We start from the raw sequence: 23,942 nt of genomic DNA on the forward strand, positions 1-23,942 counted from the left end.
ATGCTGGCGATAATCAGTACGACAGGCAGCGCTTATGCCGAGGTGTTGGCGGATCCTGCTGCAACTCATGCGGCGCCGAGTCGAACCGCCGAGCTGAGCTTTGAGCAATCGTTGCCCTCGTCAGATGGCAGTCTGGTATTGCGCGGTGTCGATCCGCACGGCTACATAGAGTTTGGTGTGCGCAGTGACGAAGTAGTGTCCAGCGCCATGCTCAATTTGACGTTTACACCTTCCCCGGCACTGTTGCCGACAGAGTCTCAGGTGAAGGTGTATCTTAATGATGAAATGATGGGGGTGGTGTCCATTACGCCTGACCAGCTGGGGCGGCGCAGCCAGGTACAAATCCCCCTGGACTCGCGATACATTAAAGACTTCAACCGGGTAAAGCTCGACTTTATCGGGCACTACCAGCGCCGCTGTGAAAACCCGGCCCACAGTGCCCTGTGGTTGGATGTGGCCAGTGACAGTGGCTTGTCGTTACAGTATCAGACCTTGCCGCTGACCAATGATCTGTCTTACTTTCCGGCCCCTTTTTTTGACAGCCGGGATAACCAGCCACTGTTGTTGCCCATGGTGTTTGCCGCGACTCCCGGCTTAGTCCAGCAAAAGGCGGCGGCGGTTCTGGCGTCCTGGTTTGGTGCCCAGGCACAGTGGCGAGGCCAGCAGTTCCCTGCCTTGTTGAATGAGCTGCCTGATCGCCATGGCATTGTGTTTGCAACGAATGAACAAAGGCCGGATTTTTTACAAGACTACCCGCACGTTAGCGAGCCTACCATTGAGATGATCAGCCACCCTGAGCTGCCGTTTGTGAAGTTGCTGCTGGTACTGGGGCGTGATAATCAAGACGTGCTGCAAGCGGTGCGCGGTATCGTGCAGGGTAACATTCTGTTTCGTGGCCAAACGGTGGGGGTGACGGATATTACGCCGTTACTTCCTCGTCAGCCCTATGACGCACCTAACTGGATTCGTACCGACCGACCCGTCTCTTTTACCGAGTTGCAAAGTTACCCCGGTCAGTTACAGGCCAACGGTATAGATCCGAACCCGATAGCGCTTACCCTGAACCTGCCACCTGATTTGTTTATGGCGCGCGATAATGGCATCGCCATGCAGTTGAAATATCGTTATACCCCGCCAAAAACACAGGATGGCTCGCGTTTGACCGTGAATCTGAACAATCAGTTTTTACGCTCTTACAGGTTGCAGCCTCAACAACAAATCGGGGAGGCCTTGCTGCAGTTACAATTATTACCCAACGCCTCCGGTGATGATCGGCTGACCGTACCCGGCCTTAAACTGGGCATGAGCAACCGCCTCAGCTTTAACTTTGATTATGCGAACCCCATCATGGGCGGCACCCCAGAAAGCTGTGAGACCTATCGCCTGATCCCTAATGAAGTGATTATGGATGGCAGCTCGACCGTCGACTTCTCGGGTTATCGCCATTTTATTGCCATGCCTAACCTGCGGGTGTTTGCCAACGCAGGCTTCCCCTTCAGCAGGCTGGCAGATCTATCGCAAACACTGATCGTGCTGGAAGCAGCCCCCAATCCGGCGCAACTTAGCACCTTGCTGAATGTGCTGGGTTCCATCGGTGCAGATACCGGTTATCCGGCGCTGGGCGTGCAGTTGAGTGCTGACTTGCAGCAGCAACAAGACAAAGACCTGGATATCTTGCTACTGGGTGCCATTCCAGAAGAGCTGCGTGATGATAAAAATATTCATCTGTTGTTTGAAGCCAGCCAAAGCTGGGTACAAACGCCGGCACGGGATTTATTACGGCCGGAGTTAAAACCAGATCCAATAGACGACAAGCCGGAAAACAAAATAACTCTGGATGCCAATGGCCCTCTGGCGGCCATGGTTGGCTTTCAGTCGCCGTTTTTTGAACAGCGCAGTATTGTGGCCCTGTTGGCCGATAGCCCCGAGGGCTATCAATTACTGAATACGGCGCTAAGCGATGAAGAGCAGCGGGCGGCCTTGTCTGGCTCTGTCTCTATCATTCGTGAGTCGGGTGTGCAGAGTCTACGAGTGGGGGATGCTTACTATGTCGGCTATTTACCCTGGTGGGAGCGCATCTGGTATACCTTGTCGCCCCATCCGGTGTGGGTGGCCACTTTTACCGCCCTGAGTGTGTTGTTCATGGTACTGGTGTTATGGCGAGTATTACGTGCCGTCGGCCGCAGGCGTTTGTCAGGCGGTGAATAACCAGCGCAAGCAGCCCTTTGCTGCCGCCCTGTTGAAACACTGGGTGCTGGGTGTCGGGTTATTGGCAGTCGGGCTTTGGCCAGGCCAGGCCCTGGCGCAATGTGACTGGCCGGCCTGGCAACACTTCAAACAGGCTTATATCAGTGAACAGGGGCGGGTGATAGATCCCGCCGACGAGCGGCAAATAACCACCTCGGAAGGGCAAAGCTATGGCATGTTTTTCGCCCTGGTGGCCGATGATCAAGCGGCTTTTGAACGGCTATTGCAGTGGACGCAAGATCATCTGGCCAAGGGGGACTTGACGGCTCGTTTACCCGCCTGGCTGTGGGGGAAGAACGCACAGCAGCAATGGACCGTACTAGACAGCAACTCTGCCGCCGACTCCGACTTATGGTTGGCTTACGACCTGCTGGAAGCGGGGCGGCTGTGGAAAAACCGCCGTTATCAGGTGCTGGGCACTTTGTTACTTCAGCGCATAGCCCGGGAAGAAGTGGTCGACATACCGGGTTTGGGGGTAATGCTGTTGCCCGGCAAGCAGGGGTTTGTCAAAGAGGAGAGCTGGAAGCTCAACCCCAGCTATTTGCCACCGCAATTGTTAGCCCGCTTTGCTTCATTGACGGGCCCCTGGCAGGAGATGCAACAAAGCTATCGGCGCTTGCTGGTGGGGGCAGCCCCCCTGGGGTTGGTGCCGGACTGGATAGTGTGGCATGCCTCTTTGGGCTGGCAGCCGGATACCCAGACAGGCAGTAATGGCAGCTATGATGCGATACGCAGTTACCTCTGGCTTGGCATGCTGGCCGCTGACGCCCTTCATCGAGAGGCCTTGCTGGCGCATCTGCAGCCCATGGCCGATTTAACGGCAAAACAAGGGTGGGTGCCCGAACAGGTCAACGCACTCACCGGTGAAAGTACGGGGGTGGGGCCGGTGGGGTTTTCTGCCGCCTTGTTACCTTTCTTGCAGGGCACTGCTACGGCGTCGCTGCTGCGCCAGCGCCTGGTAAATGCCGAGCTCGATAGTCAGGCGTATTACAACACTGTGCTGAGATTGTTCGGCGAGGGCTGGAACCAGGGGCGTTATCGCTTTAATGGGGCTGGAGAACTGGTGGTGTGGGATCAGACATGCAAAAAATAATGTTACGAGCCTTGGGCTGGTCGCTGGCCCTGGGCGGGTTACCGGTGGCGCAAGCGGCGGTAGCGCCGGAGCAATTCTTGCTGGAACAGGTACGGCTGGGAGAGGCGAGCTATCGCGATACCCTGGTACAGGAGTCTTTGCATCGACTCGAGCTGATTGCCCCGGATCATCCGCAACTGTTGGCTGCAAAAGTCCGGCTGGCCTTGCGACAAGACGACATTCAGCAAGCGCAACGCCAGCTAGACAAGCTGGCGCAAATTGCTCCTGACTCAGCAGCCTATCGTCAGGCCAACAACGCCCTGTTATTAAGTTCCTCCGCGGGACGCCAGCAGCTGCAACAGGCGCGACTGTTGGCGGCTGCGGGGCGACTGGCCGCGGCGCAGCACGCTTATCAGGCATTATTCGGTCAGGATTTCCCGACCCTCGACCTGGCGGTGGAGTATTGGCGACTGGCGGCTCGTTTTCCCGACCAACAAACCCAGGCCATCAACGCGTTGCAAGCCCTGAATCAGCGTTACCCAGCCAATGCTAACCTGCAAGCCGTATTGGTTGATTTATTATTTGATAATCAGCAGTTCGCCGAAGGGATGAAGCTGTTACAACAGCTGATAGCCGAGCCCGAAACTCGGCTGCAGGCCAGTGAGCGCTGGCTGGCGCACATTAAGGCAATGCCCATCGGCGATGCAAGCCTGGCTCAGCTGCAGCAGTTGGCCAAACTCGGTGATGACAGCATGCTGCCGCAGGTAGAAGCATTGCTGCAGCAACAGCAAAGCTTATTGGCCAACCCGGCGTTTCGCGCCAGGGGCCGCGGCCTGGACCTTGTTGCCCGGGGGCGGGGGGCGGCGGCGATTCCCTTGTTGCGACAAGCACGAAAGGCTTACCCGAATGATGTGGCCATTATTGGCGGCTTGGCGGAGGCCTATAGCCAAACCAATCAGCGGCGCCGAGCCATTTCGCTATTTGAACAGGCGGTGCAACTGGCGGATCCGGATGATGATAATCGTAATAAATGGCAAAACCTGTTGGCGAGCAACCGTTATTGGTTGTTGATCCAGCAAGGTGATACCGCCTTACAGCAGTTGCAACTCACTCAAGCCCAGCAATATTATCAACAGGCCACCTACCTGAATAACACGGACAGTTTCGGCTGGCTGGGATTGGGCAAAGTGGCCATGGCGCACCATGAGTATGCTCAGGCCGAGCGCCACTTTCGCCAGGCTCTCACTCGAGATGCACTGAATAGCAGCGCCTTGCTCGGACTGTTCGAGCTCTATCGCCAGCAGTCTTTGGTGCGAGCCGAGCAGTTTCTGGCGCAGTTATCCCGGGGCCAGCGTCGAGTACTGGGTGATAATGAGCCCAGGCTGCGCAGCGAGCTGCTGCAACAGCAAGCGACTCCCTTAGAGCAGGCGCAGCAATGGCACGCCGCCGTCGAGCACTTGCAACAGGCGCGCCGGTTTACGCCTGATGATGTGTGGCTAAGCTATCGTTTGGCCAACGCTTTGCGCCAGGCTCACAGGCCAGCCGCCGCCGATCAGGTCTTTACCGAACTCATGGCTCGATTGCCGGATGATCCACAGCAACATTATGCCCATGCACTGTACTTGTCTTCGACCAACCGAGGGGCGGCGGCGCTGGCGCAGTTGGCGACCTTGCCGAAAGCGCGGTGGGATCAAGATATCAGAGACCTGGCCGCTCGGTTGGAGCAAGATCAGCGACTGGCCAGGGCGCAGCGTTTGCGCGAACAAGGTAATAATGAGGCGGCCCGGGCTTTACTCGCAGCACAACCGCCCGGCACGAGACTTGAGCTTGTGTTGGCGGATTGGGCGTTGGAAGATGATCGACCCGCAGTGGCACTGGCCGGCTATCGTCAGGTGCTGCAACAAGATCCGGACAACGGCGATGCTCGTCTGGGCGAGATCGAAGCCTTGCTTGCCACTCAACAATGGGCCGCAGCACGACGCAAGTTGCGTGACTTGCCTGTAACAGAACCCTCGCAAACTCCCGATTTTAATCGCCAACGCCGTATCGCCAATGCCTGGGCGGCAGTAGGAGAGCTGGCGTTGGCACAGCAGCTGTTTGCCGAACAGCAATCACAGATGGTACAGCAGGCGCCTTCGCCCACCGCCGCCCTGTGGTGGCGGGATGCGGCACGGCTTGCCCGGCAGCGTCAGCAGCCGCAACAGGCGCTGGACGACTATCGCCAAGCCATGCAGCTTGGTGGACTCAGTGAAGCGCCGGCCGAAAGTAACGATGATTTTACTCGACTGACGCGTATTGAGTTAACAGATGACTGGCTGGCCACAAGCATTCGTAGCGACGCGGCCGACCTGTATCGACAATACGATACAACCGTGACCTTTAATCAGGATTATCAACGCTCAAGCGGCAGTGGCGGCTACTCGGACTTAACCGCCCATGTCAGCATGTTGCAGCTGGATACCCCACTGTGGAACGGGCAGGCATTCATGCGTACCGATGTGGTGCACATGGATGCGGGCCGCTTTTCTCAAGGGGTGTATGAGGAATCCTTCGCCACCTGTCAGGATGGAGTTTGTAATGCCGATCATCATCAAACCGCCGCAGGCATCAGCCTGGGTATGGGGTGGCAAAACGAGCAATGGCAGGGTGATATCGGGACCACTCCCATGGGTTTTGCCGTCACGGATTGGGTAGGAAGCTTAAGCTACAATGATGACTGGCGTGATATCGGTTGGGAGCTGGGAGTGTCTCGAAGACCCATTACCAGCTCCTTACTGTCTTTTTCCGGTACTGAAGACCCGGTGACCAAGCAGGTGTGGGGGGGAGTCAGGGTGACCCAGCTGGAGTTAAGTGGCAGTTATGACCAGGGTGAAGCGCACGGGGTGTGGGGCAACCTGGACCTGGGTGTACTGACCGGTAAAAATGTCGCGGATAACCAGCGCTATCGGCTAATGGGGGGCTATTACTACAAGCTGATCAATGAAGATCATCGCCGGTTCAGCCTGGGCTTGAACAGCATGTGGTGGCAATACCAAAAAGATCTAAGTGGCTACACTTTAGGTCAGGGGGGCTACTACAGTCCGCAGCGGTACCTTTCACTTGCCTTGCCTGTGAGTTATCGCCAACGTACCGATAACTGGTCCTGGGACCTATCAGGGTCGGCTTCCTGGTCGCGAGCCGTCACTCAAGACCAGCGCCCTTATCCCTTGCCCGGACTGCTCGACGCGAAGCACTTTAGCAATGGTTTCAACAACGATGTTGAAGCCGGCGACAGTAGCAGTGGCTTTGGGTATACCCTGAATGCAGTCGTTGAGCGTAGACTGACTTCCCACTGGTTTATTGGCGCCGCCATGGATATTCAACAAGCCAAGGATTACACACCCAGCCACGGCTTGCTCTATGTTCGTTATTCGTTTGGTGGCTGGCAGGGGGATCTGGATATGCCGCCCAGACCTTTGATTCCTTATGGTGATTTTTGAGAAGTGACTGGCTGCCGGTATCTGTTTATAACCAGGCTGGTACACTGAGAGCAATATTTACATTTAAAATTCATATTAAGGACAGCATCTATGAGCAAGGATAAACGTCGTCAGTATTCCAGTCAGGTCGTAGATGGGCCAACCAAGGCACCGGCGCGCGCCATGTTGCGTGCGGTGGGCTTTAAGGACGAAGACTTCAACAAGCCCCAGGTGGGTATTGCTTCTACCTGGAGTAACCTGACTCCCTGCAACATGCACATCGACAAGCTGGCCGTTGAAGCGGGTCGCGGTGCCGATGCGGCAGGTGGCAAGAGCATCATCTTCAATACCATTACCATTTCCGATGGTATTGCCAACGGGACCATCGGCATGAAGTATTCGCTGGTGTCGCGGGAAGTCATCGCCGACTCCATTGAAACCGTGGCCGGCTGTGAAGGCTTCGATGGTCTGGTGGCCATCGGCGGCTGCGACAAGAATATGCCCGGTTGCATCATCGGCATGGCGCGGCTTAACCGGCCGTCGGTATTCGTGTATGGCGGCACCATAGCGCCGGGCACCAATCACACCGATATCATCTCGGTATTCGAGGCGGTGGGCGCCCATGCCAAGGGGGATATGTCGCTGATTGAAGTGAAGCAAATAGAAGACACGGCTATTCCTGGCCCGGGTGCCTGTGGTGGCATGTATACCGCCAACACCATGGCCTCGGCCATCGAAGCCATGGGCATGAGCCTGCCGAACAGCTCGGCGCAAAATGCCACTTCTGATCACAAGCTGCAAGACTGTCAGGATGCAGGCGCCGCTGTGCTCCATTTGCTTGAACACGACATCAAACCCTCCGACATCATGACCAGGCAGGCCTTTGAAAACGCCATTACGGTAGTGATTGCCCTGGGGGGCTCGACCAACGCCGTACTGCACCTGCTGGCCATGGCCCATGCCGTTGACGTTGAGTTGAGCCTGGAAGACTTCGTTCGTATCGGTAAGCGAGTGCCGGTATTGGCGGACTTGCGCCCCAGTGGTCATTACATGATGTCTGAACTGGTGGCCATTGGTGGCATACAGCCGCTGATGAAGCTCTTGCTCGATGCAGGCTTGCTGCACGGTGACTGCCTGACGGTGACCGGCCAGACCCTGGCCGAAAACCTGGCGGCGGTGGCCCCTTATCCGGTCGGGCAAACCATTATTCGCCCACTCGATAACCCCATCAAGAAAGACAGCCACTTGCGCATGCTGTATGGCAACCTGGCACCGGAAGGTTCGGTGGCAAAAATTACCGGTAAAGAAGGTTTGACCTTCACCGGGCCGGCAAGGGTATTCAGCTCGGAAGAAGAAACCCTGGAACGCATTCTCGACGGCACGGTACAAGCCGGTGATGTGCTGGTGATCCGTTACGAAGGCCCCAAAGGCGGCCCGGGTATGCGAGAAATGCTCAGCCCCACCTCTGCGATTATGGGCAAGGGCCTGGGTCAGGAGGTGGCGCTGATCACCGACGGTCGCTTCTCTGGCGGCAGCCACGGTTTCGTGGTCGGGCATATCTCGCCGGAAGCCCAGGAAGGGGGGCCGCTGGCGGTAGTGGAAGACGGTGACATCATCACCATAGATGCCGAGACCAATAAGCTGGAAGTGCAATTATCTGACGCCGAGATAACGGCTCGCCTGGCCCAGTGGCAGGCCCCCGCGCCTCGTTATCGTCGTGGCGTGTTGGCAAAGTACGCCCACACGGTCAGCTCGGCCTCAACCGGCGCGGTAACCGATGATTTGTGAGTCAGGTGAAGGGAAATGAGTGAGGCGTGAGGAGGAAATACCGAATGTTCAGGCATGTATTTTACGCCTCACACCTTACTCCTCACACTTAACCGATTAAGAAAAAAGATCCTGCGGGATCTTTTTTTGACTAAAAAATCCGCTATCGGCTCTTGAAAGCCGTTGGGTCAGGCCTTATATCTTTAGTGAGGCAGAGAGTCGCTCGACAGAGGACTCCAAGATTGTCTTGTATGAGGCTCGTCCATATTGGAGAGCAAACCAACATCGCTCATTAGAGGATATTATTATGTCACGTTTTGATCTTACTCCCCTGTACCGTACTGCCATTGGCTTCGATCGTCTGGCGTCCATGATGGAAAATGCCAACAACAGCAGCAGTAACAACGGTTATCCGCCTTACAACATAGAGTTGCTCAGTGAAGACCACTATCGTATTTCGATGGCGGTAGCCGGTTTTGCGCAAGCGGACCTGGAAATTACCAGTCACGAAAATACCCTGACGGTAAAAGGCACCAAAGAGCAGCCTGAATTACAGAGAAATTATCTCTATCAGGGGATTGCCGAGCGCGGGTTTGAACGTCGCTTCCAGTTGGCCGACCACGTTAAGGTAACGGGCGCCGACATGGAAAATGGCTTGTTGCATATCGATCTGGTACGAGAAGTACCGGAAGCCGCCAAGCCGAAAAATATTGCTATCGGCCAGGCCAGCTAAATAAGACGACAACCCGTATAACAAAACGCCGACCCCAGGGTCGGCGTTTTGTTTGGCTTACAGTGAGTGGTAAATAGTAAGGCGGTGTACCCCCCTCACGCTTTACCTCACTCCTTACCAGAAATGGGCGCTTGATAGATGGCGTAAATTTCGTCGGCCAGGATCTTGATGCCTGCCTGTACGTCTGCTTCGGACTGGGCATAGTTCAGGCGAATACACTCTTTGCTGTGCTGCCAGTGCTCATCGGTAATGCCCGGGAAGAAGTAATGCCCGGGTACGATCAACAAGCCCTTCTGCTTTAATCGCTCATACAGTTCCTGGCTGTGTATCGGCAAGTCTTCAAACCACAGCCACAGGAAGAGGGCACCTTCCGGCTTGTGGATATGAAACTGCGGCAGGGTAATGGCTTCTTGCAGCCACTGTACTGCTTGTTGTGCCTTGGTCTGATAGAAGGGGCGGATCACCTCGTTGCTGAGCTTGATGACATCGCCGTTTTCCATCATGGGCAAGGTCATGGCCGGGCCCATGCTGCCCGGCGCCAGGTTGATAATACCGCTGATATTGGTCATGGCCTTGATCAACTCGGGCGCTCCCACCACAATGCCGCACCGTACGCCGGGCAGGCCCAGTTTCGACAAGCTCATGCACAAAATGGTGTTATCGTTCCAGAAGGGCTTGGCCTCGCTGAAGATGATATTGGGAAAGGGCATGCCATAAGCATTATCAATCAACAGGGGAATGCCTTTTTCCCGGGCGATGGCGTCGAGGCGCATGATTTCTTCATCGGTCAGCACGTTGCCGGTGGGGTTGGTAGGGCGAGAGACACAAATCAGACCGATATCGTCACCGACTTCCAGGTGATCGAAGTCGACGTGATACTTGAATAACCCATTTTCCAGCCGCGTGATGGTGGGCTTGCAGGCCACAAAGTGATCTTCACTCAAGGCACCGTCACCATAACCTATGTACTCCGGCGCTAATGGAAACAACACCTTCTTTTTACGGCCATCGGCAAATTCGCCGGCCAGCAGGTTGAACAGATAAAAAAAGGCGGTCTGGCTGCCATTGGTCAGGGCGATGTGCTCCGGTCCAATCGACCAGCCCAGCTCGTTAGAGAGCAGCTTGGCCAGCGCATTAATGTAGGCGTCTTTACCTTGTGGGCCATCATAGTTGGCCATGGCCTTGATTAAATCGCCGTTTTTTATCAGCAGTTGGGCTTGGTTGTCCAGATAGGACAGTACCTCAGGAATGGCCGCCGGGTTACCGCCGCCCAGCATGATGGTGTTAGGTGTGGTGAGACCCTGATTAAGGTCATCCATCAGTTGGGTAATACCGGCGTGACGGGTGAATTTTTGGCCAAACGTTGAAAATTCCATGAGATAACTTACCAAAAAGAAAAAAGTGGAGAGAACGTCTCACGTTATCCGATCTCGTCTCTGGTGTCGACCGGGGGAGGGCGTCGGTTCGGCGGTGCTATCGCCTTTATGTTGCATGCAAAAGTGGAACCTAAAGGCGATGGAACCGGGGCTAACGAGGGCTAATAGGAATAGGTCTGGGTCGGCCGGGCGTATTTGGCCGGTTGGGCTTCGTAGCTGACCTTGAGTGCCAGTACTGTGTATTTTTCGTCACTTTCCAGAAATGGAGCCAGCTCGCTCAGCATGTGCTGACGGGCGGGAGAATCTTGCCAGCGCTCCCAGCAACCTATGTTCTCCCAGTTGGAAATCACATAAAAATGATTGGGTTGATGGATATCCCGGTAGGCATCGCCTTTCAGAAAACCGGGCCTGTCGGTGATTTGCAGCATTAGGGCCCGGATCTTTTCCTGATAGGCATCTTCCAGTCCTTCGGCGATATGACGTTCGATAATGACTTTGATCATCGGCATTTTCCTTGTTGCATAACGAGTCTCTTAATATGTAACACAAATCGAGAGACTTTTGGTAAGGCCAGAAAATAAAAAGCCCCGCATCGGCGGGGCTTTGGGGCTCAACAGGCGAGGGGCATTACTGCAGCAGCGAAATATCGGCGATTTGCAGAAACAGGTTACGCAACTGATTGAGCAGGCTCAGGCGGTTTAAGCGCAGCGCTTCATCTTCTGCCATCACCATCACCTGGTCGAAGAAGTTGTCGACACTTTCGCGCAGGGTCGCCAGTTCGTTCAGCGCGCTGTTGTAATCGGCGTTGGCAAACAGGGGCGTCAGGCGCTCGCTTAATTCGGCTAACTGAGCAGCCAGCGCTTTTTCGGCCTCATCTTGCAACCGTTCCGGATTAACCTGAGCCGGAATGTCCCCGTCAAATTTGGCCAGGATATTACCGACCCGCTTGTTGGCTGCGGCCAAGGCGGCGGCGGCTTCCAGTTCGCGGAACTGGCTGACGGCCTTCACGCGGGCGTCAAAGTCGGCCGGGCGAGTGGGGCGACGCGCCAAGACGGCTTGAATGACATCCACGTTATAGCCCAGATCTTGATACCAGGCGCGGAAACGGCCCAGCATAAAGTCGAGGATTTCGTCCGCCGCCTTGGCATTGCTCAGCTTGTCGCCGTACAGGGCGCGGGCCTGCTCGATCAGGATAGGCAGGTCGAGGTTATAGCCTTTTTCCACGATAATGCGCAGTGCACCCAGGGCGGCACGACGCAGGGCGAAGGGGTCCTTGTCGCCCTTGGGAATCTGACCGATGCCGAAAATACCCACCAGGGTATCCAGCTTGTCGGCCAGGGCCACGGCGGCAGAAATATCCTGGCTCGGTAGCTCATCACCGGAGAAACGTGGCTGATATTGCTCTTTCAGTGCCAGCGCCACGGCTTCGTCTTCGCCGTCGTGGCGAGCATAGTGCATGCCCATCACGCCCTGGGTGTCGGTAAACTCAAACACCATGTCGGTGACCAGATCACACTTGGACAACAAGCCGGCACGTTCGGCTTTCGCCTGATCGGCACTAATAGCGGTGGCAATAAAGCCCGATAGCGCACTGATACGTTCGGATTTCTCGCGTACCGAACCCAGTTGCTTTTGAAAAAGCACCGAGTCCAGTTGCTCGAGTCGCGAGGCCAGGGTGGTTTTGCGGTCGTTATCGAAGAAGAACTGCGCATCGGCCAGGCGAGGGCGTACCACTTTTTCGTTACCGCTAATAATCTGGCTCGGGTCTTTCGACTCTATATTGGTGACGAAGATAAAGGTCGGCATCAAGTTGCCGGCCGTATCGTAGACCGGGAAATACTTTTGGTCACCTTTCATGGTGTATACCAGCGCTTCGGCAGGCACTTCGAGAAACTCGTTCTCAAAGTTGGCGGTCAGTACCACAGGCCACTCGACCAGCGAGGTGACTTCTTCCAGCAACTCTTCGTCCAGATCGGCGATGCCACCTGCGGCAGCCGCGGCTTTTGCCACGCCTTCCTTGATGATGGTTTTACGGCGTTCGAAATCGGCCAGTACCTTGCCGGTGTGCTCTAATGCTTCCAGGTAATTATCCGCATGAGCAAGCTCCAGCTCGGGCGAGCCCATAAAACGGTGGCCACGAATGGTGCGCGCAGAATCCACACCCAAAATGGTAGCGGGTAGTAGCTGATCGCCCAACAGCAGGGTTAACGTATGCACCGGGCGAATAAACTGGATGCTTTTGTCGCCCCAACGCATGGCCTTGGGAATCGGCAACCGGCCAAGAGCCTGCTCGACCATGGCGGGCAAGAGCTCGGCGGCGGCCTTGCCCTTGATGTCGGCCACATGCACCAGCCATTCGCCTTTGTCGGTTTTCAGACGGCCAGCCTGACTCACGTCAATACCGTTGCCTCGGGCCCAGCCCATGGCGGCCTTGGTGGGATTGCCGTCGGCGTCGAAGGCTGCCTGTACCGCAGGGCCGCGTTTTTCCAGCTGCTTGTCAGCCTGGGCTAATGCAAGACCGGTGACGTAAACCGCCAGTCGGCGAGGAGCGGCATACCAGTGCACGTCGGCAAAAGGCAGATCGGCATGGGTCAGTTCTTGTTTAAGGTTGTCGGCAAAGGCGGTGCCCAGGCTGCGTAGTGCCTTTGGCGGTAGCTCTTCGGTACCGAGTTCAACCAGAAAATTCTGTTTAGACATGCTGATCCCTTATCCTTCTTTTTTACACATGGGGAAGCCAAGTGCCTCGCGAGAAGCATAATAGGCTTCGGCAACGGACTTGGTCAGGGTACGAATACGCAGGATATAGCGCTGACGCTCGGTGACCGAGATGGCCTTGCGGGCATCGAGCAGGTTAAAGGCGTGACCGGCTTTAAGAATGCGCTCGTAGGCGGGAAGTGGCAGCGGCGTGTCCAGTGACAGCAAATGCTGACACTCTTTTTCGCATTGCTCGAAGAAACCGAACAAGAAATCCACGTCTGCATGCTCAAAGTTGTAGGTCGACTGCTCGACTTCGTTCTGGTGAAAAATATCGCCGTAGGTGGTCTTGCCCAGAGGGCCGTCGCACCATACCAGGTCGTAGACCGAGTCTACGCCCTGAATGTACATGGCCAGACGCTCCAGACCATAGGTGATCTCACCGGTCACCGGCTTGCACTCCAGGCCACCTACCTGCTGGAAGTAAGTGAACTGCGTCACTTCCATGCCGTTGAGCCAGACTTCCCAGCCCAGGCCCCAGGCACCCAGGGTCGGGTTTTCCCAGTTGTCTTCCACAAAGCGGATATCATGCACCAGCGGATCCAGCCCCAGCGCTTGCAACGAGCCCAAATAGAGCTCCTGCAAGTTGTCCGGAGAGGGTTTGATCATCACCTGGAACTGATAGTAATGCTGCAACCGGTTGGGGTTTTCGCCATAGCGGCCATCGGTGGGGCGGCGGGAAGGCTGTACATAAGCGGTGGCAATGGGCTCTGGGCCTATGGCCCGCAGACAGGTCATGGGATGAGAGGTGCCTGCACCCACTTCCATATCCAGCGGCTGTACTATGGTGCAGCCTTGCTGGGCCCAATAATCCTGCAAGGTCAGGATCAGGCCCTGAAAAGTATTGATATCGAATTTTTGCATGATGTTAGCGCCTTGATATAGGTGCATTCGCAGTGTGAAACTAGGCTTAGCAGTATACCTTCTGACCGGATGTGAATATAGGCTGAATTAGCGTGGAGAACGGGTGAGGAGCGAGGGGGAAGGGGAAGTGGACGAGAGAGCACCAAAACCTAGACCTGTTGTTGCCACGGAATCCACGGAAGAACACGGAAGTAGAGATAGGTCAAAAGCGGCACGGTAAATATTTATGTGTAAGGTTTACCTTGCTAAAAACTTGTCGCTCTTAATTTTTCCGAGGGTTCTGTGGTGACGAAATTTTGAATCAAAGGAGCTGCTATGTTGACGCGCTGTAGCTGGGTGAACGATGACCCCAGGTATCAGGCTTATCACGATCACGAATGGGGGGTGGCCGAGTATGACAGTCGAGCCTTGTTTGAAAAATTATGCCTGGACGGTCAGCAGGCGGGGTTAAGCTGGTTTACCATTTTATGCAAAATTCCCAATTACCGGGCCGCCTTTGCCGACTTTATTCCAGAGCGTATCGCCGCCTTTACCGAGCAGGATGTAGAACGGCTCATGGAGATGCCGGAGGCGGGTATAGTGCGCAACCGGTTGAAAATTCGCTCCATTATTACCAATGCGCGGGCGTACCTGCAGATGCAGCAAGAGGGCATCAACTTCAGTGACTGGTTGTGGCAGTTTGTGGGTGGCAGTCCCGTCATCAACCGCTGGGCAGGGCCTGACGAGGTGCCGACGCGCACTCCCGAGTCGCAGGCCATGGCGCGAGCACTGAAAAAGCGTGGATTTTCTTTTGTGGGGGAGACTATCTGTTATGCCTTTATGCAGGCCACCGGCATGGTTAACGACCACTTACTCTGCTGCCATCGGCATCCTGATCACGTCAGCAGTTGACACCTAAGCCATAAGGAAACTTTGTGGATCAGGGTCAGCAAGGCTATATTGAGGCATACTTGTGCTTGCTACATATGGAACTCTATTATGAAAAAAATCTGCCTGGCCGTGGTTACCACCCTTGCACTGTCTGCCTGTACCACCAACCCTTACACCGGTGAAAGAGAAACGTCCAAAGCCGCCATTGGTGGCGGTCTGGGTGCCCTGGCCGGTGCCGTGATTGGCGGCGCATCTGCCAGTTCCAGCGACCGCAAGAAAGGCATTCTGATTGGTGCCGCCAGTGGTGCCGCTCTGGGTGGCGGTGTGGGTTACTACATGGACGTACAGGAAGCCAAACTGCGTGACCAGATGCGTGGCACCGGCGTCAGCGTGACCCGTAATGGCGACAACATCATCCTGAACATGCCAAGCTCTATTACCTTTGCGGTAGACAGTGCCGATCTGTCACCCAGCTTCTATAACACCTTGAGCGGTGTGGCCATGGTATTGAAAGAGTACGAAAAGACCTATGTTAACGTGGTAGGTCACACCGACAACACCGGCTCTGCCAGCCACAACCAGGCGCTGTCCGAGCGTCGTGCCGCTTCTGTTGGCCAGTTCCTGATCAGCCAGGGCGCCGCCGCCAACCGTTTCAACATTCGTGGTGTTGGCTTCAACCAGCCGGTTGCCAGTAACAATACGGCCGAAGGTCGTGCCCAGAACCGTCGGGTAGAGATCACCCTGAGCCCGATGTCCTAAGTCATTCGGTTGACGTAGAGAGAGAAATGCCCGCTAACAAGCGGGCATTTTTTATGGCTGCAAGGCGCCCAATAGCGACATCCACAAGGGCAACACCGCCATTGCCAGCAGTGTCTGGCCGGTGATCACGGCGGCCATCAGTGGTGCGTTACCGCCCATCTGCCGCGCCAGTATATAGGATGAGGTCGCGGTAGGCAGGGCGGTAAAGAGCACCACCACACCCAGCTCGACATCTTTCAGCCCCAGCAGCCAACCTGCCGTCAGCGCCAGTAGCGGCAGCAGGCCGAACTTGATGGTACATGCCAGCCAGAATGCGGCTCCGGTGCCGCGCAATGCCTTGAGCTGCAGCGCGACCCCCACAGTAATCAGTCCCAGCGGCAAGGCGGCCTGCCCGGCCAGAGCCAGGGTGTCTCGACTCCAGCCGGGCAGCCCGATACCAGTGACATTGAGTGCGATGCCGATGACGCAGCCCAGCAGCAAGGGGTTTTTCGCCAGCGCCCGCAGCGCACCCCAGAGCCCGGACTGGCCACTGTCGCCACAGCCGACAAACATCAGCACGCAGAGGACATTAAGCAGGGGCACCATGATGGCAATGGCCACGGCGGCGGCGGTAATGCCGGCTTCGCCATAGAGGGCGGCGGCGCCGGCCAGGCCAACATAGGTATTAAAGCGCAGGGCGCCCTGAAACACCGAGCTGAAGGAGGGCAGATCCAGCCCGAGCCGATAGCGCAACAGCCAGAGTCCGGCGGCCAGCAGTATGAGCAGACCGGCCAGCAGGCCGATCATGCCGCCAAAGGCCACCTGACCGAAGTCGGCGGTAGCCAGGGTGCTGATCAGCATGGCCGGAAACAGCAGGAAATAGATAAAGCGCTCGGCGCCATGCCAGAACTGAGGGTCGGGGAAACGCAGTCGTTTGAGCACCACGCCGGTGAGAATTAACAGAAACAGGGGGCCGAGAGCATTACTGACCGTGAGCATAGGTATCCTTACCAAACGAAAACTGACAGTCAGTATACCTGCAGAGAGGGGGGCGTCATATCGCCAACCCCGTGATTCAATTGCCTTTCTGGATCAGAAACTGGTAGGGCAGCTGTTCTACCTGACTGGACAGCAGGGCGTGATCCATAAACTGGCAGAAACTGGGAATATCCCGGGTGGTGGAAGGGTCGTCGGCGGTGATCAACAGGGTTTCGCCGGCGGCCATGGTGCGTACCTGTTTGCGGACCATCATCACCGGCTCGGGGCAACGCAAGCCGGTGGCATCCAGGTGATGCTGGGCATCGATAACAGAAGCTGTCATTACATTATTACCTTGTAGTCATTACCTTCAAATAAGCCTGACTATTTTAGAGTTGTTTAATTAATGGTCAACTGGAAAGTCCGTGAGGAGTGCAGTAAAAAAGACACCAGACCCAACTTGGTGTCTTTCTCTTCACTCTTTACCCCTCACTCTTCACATTACTTTAGCCTCACACCCGCTCAAACACGGTCGCTATGCCCTGACCCAGGCCGATACACATGGTGGCCACGCCAAAGGTGGCGTCTTGGCTTTCCATCAGATTCAGCAAGGTAGTCGAGATGCGCGCCCCCGAACAACCCAGGGGGTGACCAAGTGCAATGGCACCGCCGTTAAGGTTGACCTTGTCGTCCATCACCTCCAGCAGCCCCAATTCTTTTAATACCGGTAGCGACTGGGCGGCAAAGGCTTCGTTGAGCTCGAACAAGTCGATATCTGCTATCGACAACCCGGCACGCTGCAAGGCCTTGTGTACCGCAGGCACCGGGCCATAACCCATAATGGCCGGGTCGCAGCCTGCCACGGCCATGGCTTTTATGCGTGCGCGGGGTGTTAACCCTAACGCCTTGGCCCTGGCGGCAGACATCACCAGCATGGCGGCGGCGCCGTCGGACAGGGCCGATGAGGTGCCCGCCGTGACGGTACCATTGACGGGGTCAAACACCGGTCGTAGTTGCGCCAGTGACTCCAGGCTGGTCTCCGGACGGATCACCTCATCGTGTTCAAACAGGGTCAGGCTGCCATCGGCGCTATGGCCATTGGTGGCGAGAATTTCGTTGGCAAAGCGACCTTCTTGAGTCGCCTGGTAGGCTCTTTGATGGGAGCGGACGGCGAAAGCGTCCTGTTGTTCGCGGCTGATATGATGCATGCGACCCAGCATTTCGGCGGTCAGACCCATCATGCCGGACGCTTTAGCCACATTGAGCGCGAGCCCGGGGTGAAAATCCACCCCGTGATTCATGGGGACGTGCCCCATGTGTTCCACACCGCCAATCATGAATACATCACCATCGCCGACCATGATGGCACGGCTGGCATCGTGCAGCGCCTGCATGGATGAGCCGCACAGCCGGTTAACGGTCACCGCTGCCACCTGCTTGGGCAGGCCGGCTAACAGGGCGGCGTTGCGGGCAATATTAAAGCCCTGCTCCAGGGTTTGCTGCACACAGCCCCAGTACACATCTTCAATCTCGCTGGCGGGCAGAGCCGGATTGCGAGCCAGCAGGCCCTGCATCAGGTGAGCGGATAAATCTTCGGCTCGCACGTGACGAAAGGCGCCGCCCTTGGAACAACCCATGGGGGTACGAATACAGTCAACAATGACGACCTCGTTTAATGCCTTGTTCATGCTGTGGTCTCCTTGCGCCAATCAGTAGAAAGTAGTGTTATCTGCGGCCATTTGGCGCAAACCGTCACTGACTTGATAGAGCGGCCCCAGGTGGGCGAACTTATCGGCCAGTGCCACATAAGCGGCCAGGCCCATGTTGTCGAGGTAGCGGAATACGCCACCATGGAAGGGCGGAAAGCCGATGCCATACACCAGCGCCATATCGGCTTCTGCCGGAGAGTCGATAATGCCTTCTTCCAGACACAGCACCACTTCGTTAATCATGGGGATCATCATGCGTGCAATAATATCGTCTGGTTCCAGCTCAACGGGCTGACCGGCCACCGCCGCCAACAGCTGATGGCTTTCTGGATCCGCGTCTTTCTTCAGCTTGCCTTTTTTGTCTTGGCTATAAGCATAAAAGCCTTTACCGTTTTTCTGGCCAAAGCGCTGCCGCTCATACATCACATCGATGGCATCTTTGCCGGTCTTGCTCATGCGCTCGGGGAAGCCCTCGGCCATGACCGCCGCCGCATGGTGGCCGGTATCTATGCCGACGACATCCAGCAGATAGGCCGGACCCATGGGCCAACCGAATTTTTTCTCCATGACCCTGTCGACCTGAACAAAGTCGGCACCGTCGGCCACCAGCTGGTTAAAGCCAAAGAAATAGGGAAACAGCACACGGTTAACGAAGAAGCCCGGGCAGTCGTTGACCACTATGGGCGACTTGCCCATGGCAGCCGCATAAGCGACGACCTTGTTGATGGTGTCATCGCTGGTTTGCTGGCCACGAATAATTTCCACCAATGGCATGCGGTGCACGGGGTTAAAAAAGTGCATGCCACAGAAGCGCTCGGGATGCTTGAGGCTCTTGGCCAGGGTAGAAATGGGAATGGTCGAGGTATTGGAGGCAATCACGGTATCGTCCGCCACCTGAGCTTCCACCTCGGCGAGCACCTGACTCTTAATTTTGGGGTTTTCCACCACGGCTTCGACTAGGGTATCAACGCCCTTTAATCCGTCATAGCTGAGGGTCGGGGTGATGCTGGCCAGCACCTGGGCGAGCTTTTGGCCATTGATTTTGCCGCGCTCCAGCTGTTTGTTCAGCAGCTTGCCGGCTTCTGTCATGCCGAGCGTCAGTGCCTGATCGTTGATGTCCTTCATGACCGCCGGTATGCCTTTAACCGCCGACTGATAGGCAATGCCGCCGCCCATGATACCCGCACCCAGCACCCCTGCTTTCTTGGTGGGGAATGCTGCCTTGGCGGCTTGTTTGGCTTTGCTCTTGATAAGTTGATCGTTAAGGAAAATTCCCACCAGGGCGCGGGCGACCGAGGTTTGTGTCAGCTTGATGAAGTTTTGTTGTTCAATCTCCAATGCCTCTGCTCGGCTTAAGCCGGCTGCTGCCTCTATGGTGTTTACCGCCATCATGGGGGCAGGGTAATGCGGACCCGCCTTGGCGGCGACCATGCCTTTGGCGGTATTGAAGCTCATGGCGGCTTCCAGCTTGTCCAGCGTTAGCGGTGCCATTTTTTGTGCGCGCTTCGCCTGCCAGTCTTGCTTGCCCAGGGCGGCGTCTTTCAGCAGTTGTATGGCCGAGGCCTCGAGCAGCTCGGTATCGACCACGGCATCCAGTACCCCCAAGGCCAGACAGGCGTCGGCTTTATTGTCCTGACCTGTGGTGATCCACTCCATGGCATTATCGGCACCAATCAGCCGTGGCAGTCGTACCGTACCGCCAAAGCCCGGCATCAGGCCAAGTTTGGTTTCCGGCAAGCCGATGCGAGCGCTGGTATCGCCAATACGAAAATCGGTAGCCAGAATACATTCGCAGCCACCGCCCAGGGCGTAGCCCCGCACCAGGGCCACCGTGGGGTAGGGCAGGTCTTCGATACGATTGAAAATGCGGTTCGCTTGATACAGCCAGTCGTTCAGGGTGGCTGCTGGCAAGTCGAACATTTCCAGAAACTCGGTGATATCGGCGCCGACAATAAAGGCGTCTTTATCACTGGTCAGCATCAGCCCTGTTATGTCTGCATGTTGCTCCAGAGCACTCACGGCGTGCTCCAGAGAGGCCAGGGTGGCACGGTCCAGCTTGTTAACACTGCCTTTACTGTTAAAACAGAGTTTAGCAATACCGCCTTCTACTACAGTTACCGAGAGGGCTTCGCCTTGGTAGATCATGCTCATGTCTCCTTAGTTCCCTTGGGCTGCTCCGATACTGGCGAGCAGGGATGGAATAACTATGAACAGAAAAACAACAGAGTTCAACACCTGATTTAAACAAATGTTTTAATTCTTGTTTGCTGTTTTTTATCACTCATCAAGCACCGCTAACCATGCGCAAAAGATGACATCCCTCGTTGATTCAGCAACAATGTCGGGCTGTTTTTCGAAGCCTGTCGATAAGGTTGAATTAACCCTATCCGGTGGTTTTGCCTTGTTTGGGAGTTAAATACCATGAATATGTCTCCCTATCTGATACCTGCCACGCCTTTGGTCTGGCAACAGGAGATTAAAAAAAGCCGCTTTATTGCCTATTTGGCTCATACTCCGGATGCATCAGCCGCCAAAGAATTTATAGACTCGGTGCGAGTCAGGGAGCCGGCGGCCGGGCACCATTGCTGGGCTTTTGTGGCCGGCATGCCGAGCGACTCCCGCGTGCTGGGTTTTAACGACGATGGCGAGCCCTCGGGTACGGCAGGTAAACCCATGCTGGCGCAGCTGCAGGGGTCGGGGATTGGTGAAATTACCGCCGTGGTGGTGCGCTACTTTGGCGGTATCAAGCTGGGTACCGGTGGCCTGGTGCGCGCTTACGGCGGCACGCTGTCGGCGGCGCTCACGCAACTGGAAACCGTAGAGCGGCGTATCATGGCTGAACTGGGTGTCCACATCGATTACAGCGATATGGCGTTACTGGAGTTTTTGCTCGGTGAGTATCAGGGGCATTGGCAACAGGTTGATTATGGTGCCGAAGTAACGGGCATCATATTGGTGGAGGCGCGCGTTATGCCTGAATTTTGTCGCCAACTGCTGGATCGCAGTCAGGGACGAGTGGTGGCCAGACCGGTGGAATCGGGTACTGGCTGAGTTAGTTGTATATTGGAAGTACCATGCATATACGCACAATTATCCGCATAGTGGGCATTCTGGTGGCCCTGTTCAGCGTCACCATGCTGGCACCCGCCCTGGTGGCTTACATCTATCGAGATGGGGCCGGCCTCGATTTCTTCAGTGCCTTCGTGATTTGTCTGTGCCTGGGCCTGGCGTTGTGGTTTCCCAACCGTACCCATAATAAAGAACTGAGATCAAAAGAAGGCTTTCTTATTGTGGTGTTGTTCTGGACTGTGCTGGGCAGCGTGGGGGCCATTCCTTTCATGCTCAGTGCCGAGCCGGATATGACGGTGGCTGAAGCCTTCTTTGAGTCTTTTTCTGGCCTTACCACCACCGGGGCCACCGTGATCAGTGGCCTGGACAACCTGCCTAAAGCGATTCTGTTCTATCGGCAGATGCTGCAGTGGCTGGGTGGCATGGGCATTATCGTATTGGCGGTGGCCATTTTGCCTATTCTGGGCATTGGCGGCATGCAGTTGTTTCGCGCCGAAATCCCCGGTCCGGTAAAAGACAACAAGGTGGCGCCTCGCATAGCGGAAACCGCCAAAACCCTGTGGTATATCTATTTGGTACTGACCATTTGTTGCGCCTTGCTACTGTGGTTGGCGGGCATGAACATGTTCGACGCTATTTGCCATTCCTTTTCCACTATCGCGATAGGTGGCTTCTCTACCTACGATGCCAGTGTTGGCCATTTCAATAGCCCGACTATCAACCTCATCATAGTGGTGTTTCTGCTGATTGCCGGCGTCAACTTCAGCCTGCACTTCGCCGCGTTTGCCAATCGCGGACTCAAGCTATCTGTGTATCGCTTCGACCCCGAGGTAAAAGTCTTTATTGGGATACAAATCGTCCTGACCTTGATTTGCATGTCGGCCTTGTTAACCCATCAGGTTTACAGCAGTCCCTGGCAAGCCTTGGATCAGTCGTTGTTTCAGGCGGTTTCAATTGCCACCACGGCGGGCTTTAGTACTACCGGTTTTTCCGAGTGGCCGTTATTTCTCCCGGTCTTACTGATGATCGCCTCTTTTATCGGTGGTTGCGCCGGCAGTACTGGCGGTGGTATGAAAGTAGTGCGCATCATGCTGCTAAACTTGCAGGGCATGCGTGAATTAAAGCGTTTGATCCACCCCAGAGCGGTTTATCGGATTAAGCTTGGCAATAAAGCATTAGCTGATAAAGTGGTAGAGGCGGTATGGGGCTTTTTTGCTGCTTATGCCCTGGTTTTTGTGCTGTGTATGTTGGCGCTATTGGCGACCGGCATGAATGAGTTGACGGCCTTCACCGCCGTCGTGGCCACCTTGAATAATCTGGGCCCCGGCTTGGGTGACGTCGCAGCCAATTTTGGTACTACTTCCGACGTTGCCAAATGGATCATGATCCTGGCCATGTTGTTCGGACGTCTTGAAATTTTCACCTTGCTGGTACTGTTTACGCCAGCGTTCTGGCGTAGCTAAGAGGAGTTTATGGAAAAACTGTTGGTACTTTATTCATCTCGCAATGGTCAGACAAAAAAGATTATCGAGGCGATGCAAAGTGAGTTTACCGGTTATGATGTGGAGCTGGCGGATTTGCATGGCCCAGTCCGAAAAAACCTGAGCAAGTATGACAAGGTACTGATTGGTGCTTCTATTCGCTATGGCAACTTTCACTCCGATCTCTACAACTTCATTAATATTCACAGTGAACAGCTGGCGGCGGCCGATGCCGGTTTCTTCTGTGTCTGCTTGACCGCGCGCAAGCCGGAAAAAGCCGTTCCCGAAAACAATGCCTATATAAAGAAGTTTCTGGCCAAGTCCCGCTGGCGACCGAGAACGATAGGGGTGTTTGCCGGTGCGTTGAAATATAGCGAATACACCTGGTGGCAAACCCGTCTTATCCAGATGATCATGAAAATGACCGGTGGCAGCACGGATACCAGCCAGGATCTGGAATTTACCGACTGGAGCAAGGTAAAAGAGTTTGCCCAGCGTGTAGCGCGTCATAAATACCAGTAAGGGCAGGAAAGCGTAGTAAAAAGGCAGTTTCAGCTCAATTTTCGTACGAAGTGGCTTTTTTTAATAAAATTGGCAAAAACTCCTTGCGCTAAATCTCCTGCTCTCTATAATGCGCATCCACTGACACGGGGCAACACGCCAACGGTCACAAGCAGAAAAGTTAATTACTGCTTGACGAATTGAAAGGAAAGCGTAGAATACGTTTCCCTGGTCTGAAATAAGGCCATGCTCTTTAACAACTTATCAAGCAAACTGTGTGGGCACTCGCAGGTCGTTGAGAACAAAAAATATTGTTTTTCAATGT

18 protein-coding genes are annotated in these 23,942 nt (G+C 55.4%); 10 read left to right on the top strand and 8 right to left on the bottom strand.

Annotation, left to right across the window (positions count from 1 at the left end):
* From bcsB to ACN0VL_RS09115, 5 genes are all read left to right on the top strand, one after another.
* Nucleotides 1-2,208 (top strand): cellulose biosynthesis cyclic di-GMP-binding regulatory protein BcsB, encoded by a 2,208-nt coding sequence (gene bcsB / locus ACN0VL_RS09095; RefSeq protein WP_417616618.1) that lies wholly within the window; start codon nucleotides 1-3, stop codon nucleotides 2,206-2,208.
* Nucleotides 2,171-3,340, top strand: a complete 1,170-nt coding sequence (bcsZ, locus tag ACN0VL_RS09100) for a cellulose synthase complex periplasmic endoglucanase BcsZ (protein WP_417616620.1) — start codon at nucleotides 2,171-2,173, stop codon at nucleotides 3,338-3,340. Before bcsB ends, bcsZ begins: the two co-directional genes overlap by 38 nt.
* Nucleotides 3,328-6,798 (top strand): cellulose synthase complex outer membrane protein BcsC, encoded by a 3,471-nt coding sequence (gene bcsC / locus ACN0VL_RS09105; protein WP_417616622.1) that lies wholly within the window; start codon nucleotides 3,328-3,330, stop codon nucleotides 6,796-6,798. The genes bcsZ and bcsC overlap by 13 nt, the downstream gene beginning before the upstream one ends.
* Before the next feature lie 90 nt (nucleotides 6,799-6,888).
* Nucleotides 6,889-8,565: a dihydroxy-acid dehydratase gene (gene ilvD, locus ACN0VL_RS09110; protein ID WP_417616624.1), complete on the top strand. Its 1,677-nt coding sequence runs from the start codon at nucleotides 6,889-6,891 to the stop codon at nucleotides 8,563-8,565.
* Nucleotides 8,566-8,851: 286 nt separating this feature from the next.
* A complete protein-coding gene (locus tag ACN0VL_RS09115) occupies nucleotides 8,852-9,277 on the top strand; it encodes an Hsp20 family protein (protein ID WP_417616626.1) in 426 nt (141 codons plus the stop codon).
* 107 nt (nucleotides 9,278-9,384) lie between these two features.
* Here ACN0VL_RS09115 and ACN0VL_RS09120 read toward each other — a convergent pair whose 3' ends face one another.
* From ACN0VL_RS09120 to glyQ, 4 genes are all read right to left on the bottom strand, one after another.
* A complete protein-coding gene (locus tag ACN0VL_RS09120) occupies nucleotides 9,385-10,653 on the bottom strand; it encodes a valine--pyruvate transaminase (RefSeq protein ID WP_417616628.1) in 1,269 nt (422 codons plus the stop codon).
* Nucleotides 10,654-10,814: 161 nt separating this feature from the next.
* The gene (locus ACN0VL_RS09125; RefSeq protein WP_417616630.1) at nucleotides 10,815-11,156 is read right to left on the bottom strand and encodes an antibiotic biosynthesis monooxygenase; all 342 of its coding nucleotides are present in this window, start codon (nucleotides 11,154-11,156) and stop codon (nucleotides 10,815-10,817) included.
* A 124-nt stretch (nucleotides 11,157-11,280) separates the two neighbouring features.
* A complete protein-coding gene (gene glyS, locus ACN0VL_RS09130; protein ID WP_417616631.1) occupies nucleotides 11,281-13,350 on the bottom strand; it encodes a glycine--tRNA ligase subunit beta in 2,070 nt (689 codons plus the stop codon).
* A gap of 9 nt (nucleotides 13,351-13,359) precedes the next feature.
* Entirely contained in the window at nucleotides 13,360-14,271 is a 912-nt protein-coding gene (gene glyQ / locus ACN0VL_RS09135) for a glycine--tRNA ligase subunit alpha (RefSeq protein ID WP_417616633.1), read from the bottom strand.
* 315 nt (nucleotides 14,272-14,586) lie between these two features.
* On the opposite strand from glyQ, the gene ACN0VL_RS09140 reads away from it, so the two are divergent.
* Both ACN0VL_RS09140 and ACN0VL_RS09145 read left to right on the top strand, forming a co-directional pair.
* Complete coding sequence (locus ACN0VL_RS09140) at nucleotides 14,587-15,162, top strand: DNA-3-methyladenine glycosylase I (protein WP_417616635.1); 576 nt, start codon at nucleotides 14,587-14,589, stop codon at nucleotides 15,160-15,162.
* A gap of 87 nt (nucleotides 15,163-15,249) precedes the next feature.
* On the top strand, nucleotides 15,250-15,900 hold the full coding sequence (locus tag ACN0VL_RS09145; protein WP_417616637.1) for an OmpA family lipoprotein: 651 nt from the start codon (nucleotides 15,250-15,252) through the stop codon (nucleotides 15,898-15,900).
* A 51-nt stretch (nucleotides 15,901-15,951) separates the two neighbouring features.
* Here ACN0VL_RS09145 and ACN0VL_RS09150 read toward each other — a convergent pair whose 3' ends face one another.
* The 4 genes from ACN0VL_RS09150 to fadB all read right to left on the bottom strand — a co-directional run bounded on the left by ACN0VL_RS09150 (nucleotide 15,952) and on the right by fadB (nucleotide 20,711).
* Nucleotides 15,952-16,878 (bottom strand): AEC family transporter, encoded by a 927-nt coding sequence (locus ACN0VL_RS09150; protein WP_417616639.1) that lies wholly within the window; start codon nucleotides 16,876-16,878, stop codon nucleotides 15,952-15,954.
* Nucleotides 16,879-16,954: 76 nt separating this feature from the next.
* On the bottom strand, nucleotides 16,955-17,200 hold the full coding sequence (gene tusA / locus ACN0VL_RS09155; RefSeq protein ID WP_417616641.1) for a sulfurtransferase TusA: 246 nt from the start codon (nucleotides 17,198-17,200) through the stop codon (nucleotides 16,955-16,957).
* A 169-nt stretch (nucleotides 17,201-17,369) separates the two neighbouring features.
* Nucleotides 17,370-18,545 (bottom strand): acetyl-CoA C-acyltransferase FadA, encoded by a 1,176-nt coding sequence (gene fadA, locus ACN0VL_RS09160; RefSeq protein ID WP_417616643.1) that lies wholly within the window; start codon nucleotides 18,543-18,545, stop codon nucleotides 17,370-17,372.
* A 21-nt stretch (nucleotides 18,546-18,566) separates the two neighbouring features.
* Complete coding sequence (fadB, locus tag ACN0VL_RS09165) at nucleotides 18,567-20,711, bottom strand: fatty acid oxidation complex subunit alpha FadB (protein ID WP_417616645.1); 2,145 nt, start codon at nucleotides 20,709-20,711, stop codon at nucleotides 18,567-18,569.
* A 276-nt stretch (nucleotides 20,712-20,987) separates the two neighbouring features.
* Between fadB and ACN0VL_RS09170 the strand changes: the two genes are divergently transcribed.
* From ACN0VL_RS09170 to hemG, 3 genes are read left to right on the top strand one after another with little or no spacing between them, the layout of a single operon-like run.
* Nucleotides 20,988-21,617 (top strand): YigZ family protein, encoded by a 630-nt coding sequence (locus tag ACN0VL_RS09170; RefSeq protein WP_417616647.1) that lies wholly within the window; start codon nucleotides 20,988-20,990, stop codon nucleotides 21,615-21,617.
* Nucleotides 21,618-21,640: 23 nt separating this feature from the next.
* Entirely contained in the window at nucleotides 21,641-23,098 is a 1,458-nt protein-coding gene (locus ACN0VL_RS09175; RefSeq protein ID WP_417616649.1) for a TrkH family potassium uptake protein, read from the top strand.
* Between the two features lie 9 nt (nucleotides 23,099-23,107).
* A complete protein-coding gene (hemG, locus tag ACN0VL_RS09180) occupies nucleotides 23,108-23,638 on the top strand; it encodes a menaquinone-dependent protoporphyrinogen IX dehydrogenase (RefSeq protein ID WP_417616651.1) in 531 nt (176 codons plus the stop codon).
* The last annotated feature ends 304 nt before the right edge of the window (nucleotides 23,639-23,942 follow it).

The organism is Oceanisphaera sp. (assembly GCF_048268965.1).
GTDB lineage: Bacteria > Pseudomonadota > Gammaproteobacteria > Enterobacterales > Aeromonadaceae > Oceanimonas.